Consider the following 4430-nt stretch of genomic DNA (forward strand, 5'->3'; position numbering starts at 1 on the left):
CCACACTCATTGACCCGCTCCGCAAACACCGGAGACGAATCCAACAACTCCACCGCCATCCCCACCCACTGCGAACCCTGCCCCGGGAACACGAACACCGTGCCGCCCTGGAGCACGCCGGGGGCGGTGCCGTTGCCGGCGAACGCCCGCGCCCCGGCGACGAAGTCGCGCCGGTCGCCGACGATCACCGTGCGCCGGTCGAGCAGCGCCCGCCCGGTCGCCAGCGCGTACGCGAGGTCACCGGCCTTGACGGACTCGTCGCCCGCGACGTCGGCCACCCGGGCGGCCTGCTCCCGCAGGGCCTGGTCGGTGCGGGCCGACAGCACCCAGGGCAGCAGCTCCGGCTCGGGAGCGTCGACCGGGGGCTCGTCGGCCGGGGGCGCCTGTTCGAGGATGACGTGGGCGTTGGTGCCGCTGATGCCGAACGACGACACGCCCGCCCGACGCGGCCGCTCCAGTGCCGGCCACGGCTGCGTCTCGGTGAGCAGCCGGACCGCCCCGGCCGACCAGTCCACCTGCGGGGTGGGCTCGTCCACGTGCAGGGTGCGGGGCAGCACCCCGTTGCGCATCGCCAGCACCATCTTGATCACACCGGCGACGCCGGCCGCGCCCTGGGTGTGGCCGATGTTCGACTTCACCGAGCCGAGCCAGAGCGGCCGGTCCCCGGGCCGTTCCTGCCCGTAGGTGGCCAGCAGCGCCTGCGCCTCGATCGGGTCACCGAGGGTGGTGCCGGTGCCGTGCGCCTCGACGGCGTCCACCTCGGTCGCCGGGATGCCACCGGCCGCCGCCAGGGCCTGCCGGATCACCCGCTGCTGCGAGGGGCCGTTCGGCGCGGTCAACCCGTTGGACGCGCCGTCCTGGTTGATCGCCGAACCCCGTACCACGGCGAGGACGTGGTGACCGTTGCGTTCGGCGTCGGAGAGGCGCTCCAGCAGCAGCATGCCGACACCCTCGGACATCGCCGTGCCGTCCGCGCCGGCTGCGAAGGACTTGCACCGGTGGTCGGTGGCCAGGCCCCGCTGGAGGCTGAACTCGATGAACGTGTCCGGGGTGGACATGACGGTGACGCCACCGGCCAGTGCGAGCGTGCACTCGCCGGAGCGCAGCGCCTGCACGGCCAGGTGGATCGCGACCAGCGACGACGAGCACGCGGTGTCGACGCTGACCGCCGGCCCCTCCAGGCCGAGGGTGTAGGCGATGCGGCCGGACGCGACGCTTGCCATGCTGCCGTTGCCCAGGTAACCGGCGAGTTCCTCGGGCACCTCGGGCAGCCGGCTGGCGTAGTCGTGGTACATGACCCCGGCGAAGACACCGGTGAGGCTGCCGCGCAGCGAGTTCGGGTCGATGCCGGCCCGCTCCAGCGCCTCCCACGAGGTTTCCAGCAGCAACCGCTGCTGCGGGTCCATCGCGACCGCCTCACGCGGGCTGATCCCGAAGAAGTCGGGGTCGAAGTCGGCCGCGTCGTAGAGGAAACCACCCTCCATGGCGTACGTCTTGCCGGTCCGGCCGGGCTCCGGGTCGTACATGCCGGCGAGGTCCCAGCCCCGGTCGGTGGGGAACGGGGTGATCGCGTCGGTGCCGTCGGCAAGCAGTCGCCACAGGTCCTCGGGGGTGCGGACCCCGCCGGGGAAGCGGCAGCTCATCGCCACGATGGCGACGGGTTCGTCGTCGGCGACGGGGGTGGCCACGGTCGGGGCCTGCGGGGTGGCCGCGCCGAGGATCCTGGTGTGCAGGTAGTCGGCGAGCGCGGTCGGGTTGGGGTAGTCGAAGACCAGGGTCGCCGGCAGCCGCAGCCCGGTGGCGGTGTTGAGCTTGTTGCGCAGCTCCACGGCGGCCAGCGAGTCGAAGCCGAGTTCCCGGAACGCCCGGGACGGCTCGACGGTGGCCGGGCTGTCGTGGCCGAGCACCCCGGCCACGTTGCCCCGGACCAGGTCGAGCAGGAGCCGCCGCTGGTCGGCGTCGGCGAGGCCGAGCAGTTGCCGGTGCAGTGCCGAACCGCCGACCGGCGTCGGGCCGGTGCCGGCGGCGCGGCGGGCCGGGAGCCGGACCAGGCCCCGGAACAGGGCCGGGAGCTGCTGACCCTGGGCGCGCAGCGCGGCGGTGTCCAGCCGGATCGGCACCAGCAGCGGCTCGTCGGTGGCGACCGCCGCGTCGAGCAGGGCGAGACCCTGGTCGGTGCTGATCCCGAGCACGCCGGAACGGGCCATCCGGGCCACGTCGGCGTCGCCGAGGTGCGCGGTCATCCCGCTGCGTTCCTCCCAGAAACCCCAGGCCAGGGAGACCGCCGGCAGGCCGAGCGCCCGCCGGTGCGCGGCCAGGGCGTCGACGAAGACGTTCGCGGCGGCATAGTTGCCCTGCCCGGAGCCGTCGACCACGCCGGCGGCCGAGGAGAACAGCACGAACGCGGACAGCTCGCGGTCCCGGGTGAGGTCGTGCAGGTGCCAGGCCGGGGTGGCCTTGGCCCGCCACACGGTGTCGAGCTGCGCGTCGGTGAACGCCGCGACGGTGCCGTCGTCCAACGCGCCGGTGGTGTGCGCGACGGCGGTCAACGCCGGGATGCCGTCCAGCAGGGCGGCGACGGCGTCCCGGTCGGCCAGGTCGGCGGCCACCACCTCGACGGAGGCACCCAACGCCACCAACTCGTCCCGCAACTCCACCGCGCCCGGCGCGGTCAACCCACGCCGCGAGGTCAGCACCAGGTCCCGCACCCCGTGCACCTCCACCAGGTGCCGGGCCACCAGCGCGCCCAGCACACCGGTGCCACCGGTCACCAGCACGGTGCCGTCGGCCCGCCACGGCTGCGCCGTGGTGCTCGCGCGCGCCAGACGCGGCACCCGCACCTGACCGTCCCGCAGCGACAACTCCGGCTCACCAGTCCCCACCGCCGCCAGAATCTCCTCCACCGGAGTCTCCGGGACGGCATCCACCAGCACGAACTGACCGGGGTTCTCCGCCTGCGCGGCGCGGACCAGGCCCCAGACCGGGGCGTGGGCCAGGTCGGTGACCTGGTCGGCCGCACCGTCGGTGAGCACCACCAGCCGGGACTCGGCCAACCGGGGGTCGGCCAGCCAGCGCTGGAGCAGCGCGAGCGCCGCACCGACCGCAGCCCGCCCGGCCACCTCGACGTCCCCTACCGGCTCCGCCGTGGTGGCCGGGTCGAGGGCGGCGTCCTGGTGGGTGAGTCGGGCGAGCACCAGCTCCGGTACGTCGTCGGCGAGGTCCTCCAGGTGGGCCCAGGAAGGGGCCGGGGCCGCGGCCACCGGCACGGCGGTCCAGTCGATCCGGTAGAGGTTGCCCTCGGTGGGGGCGGTGGTGAGCTGCACCGGCCGGGACACCAGGGAACCGATCTCGGCGACCGGCGCACCGGTCGGGTCGGTCAGGTGCAGGGTGACCGCATCCGGGCCGGTCGGGGTGACCTTCACCCGCAGGGCGGTGGCACCCGTCGCGTGCAGCGTCACATCCGTCCAGGCAAACGGCAGATACGGCGGACGACCCACCGGCACCGCCTCACCGATCCCCACCACCTGCAACGCCGCATCCAACAACGCCGGATGCACCCCGAACCGCGACGCCTCACCATGCGCCTCCTCCGGAAGCGCAACCTCAGCAAACACCACCTCACCAACCCGCCAGGCAGCCTGCACCCCCTGGAACACCGGACCATACTCGTACCCCTGCACCACCAGCTCGTCATACAACCCCGACGTCGGCACCGGCACCGCACCCGACGGCGGCCACGCCACCAGGTCGAAGTCGGCGGCGGCCGGGGTGTCGGCGAGCACGCCGGTGGCGTGCCGGGTCCACGGCAGGTCCACCTCGGCGTGCTCGGCCCGGGAGTGCACCCTGACGGTACGCCGGGTGGACTCGTCGGCGGCGGTCATCAGCAGCTGCACCTGCACGGCCGCCCGCTCGGCGAGCAGCAGCGGGGCGTGCAGGGTCAGCTCCTCCAGGTGGGCGAGGCCGACGTGGTCACCGGCGTGCAGCACCAGCTCGACGAAGGCCGCCCCGGGCAGCAGGACGGTGCCGTTGACGGCGTGGTCGGCCAGCCACGGGTGGGTGTCCAGCGAGATCCGGCCGGTGAACAGCACCTCACCCGACTCGGCCATCGACACCGACGCCCCCCACAGCGGGTGCCCGGCCGCACCGAGGCCGACCGATGCCACGTCGGCCGCCCCGCTGGTCGCGTCGATCCAGTAGCGGCGGCGCTGGAACGGGTACGTCGGCAGCGGCACCTCGACGCGCGGACGCGCCGGCAGCGCCGACGACCAGTCGACGGTGACGCCCCGGGCGAACGCCTCACCGAGCGAGGTGAGCCAACGACGCAGCCCACCCTCACCCCGGCGCAGCGACCCGACGGCGGCCACCTCGACACCCGCGTCGGCGGCGGTCTCCTCCACCCCCATGGTCAGCACCGGGTGCGCACTGCACTC

The 4430-nt window shown here is 74.1% G+C and carries 1 protein-coding gene; it reads right to left on the reverse strand.

Annotated features, from left to right (window positions below):
* The coding region (locus AB0C22_RS31170; RefSeq protein ID WP_357538578.1) for a type I polyketide synthase at positions 1 to 4430 on the reverse strand (4430 nt) is incomplete at both ends.

It is taken from the genome of Micromonospora sp. NPDC048894 (assembly GCF_040649765.1).
Classification (GTDB): domain Bacteria; phylum Actinomycetota; class Actinomycetes; order Mycobacteriales; family Micromonosporaceae; genus Micromonospora; species Micromonospora antibiotica.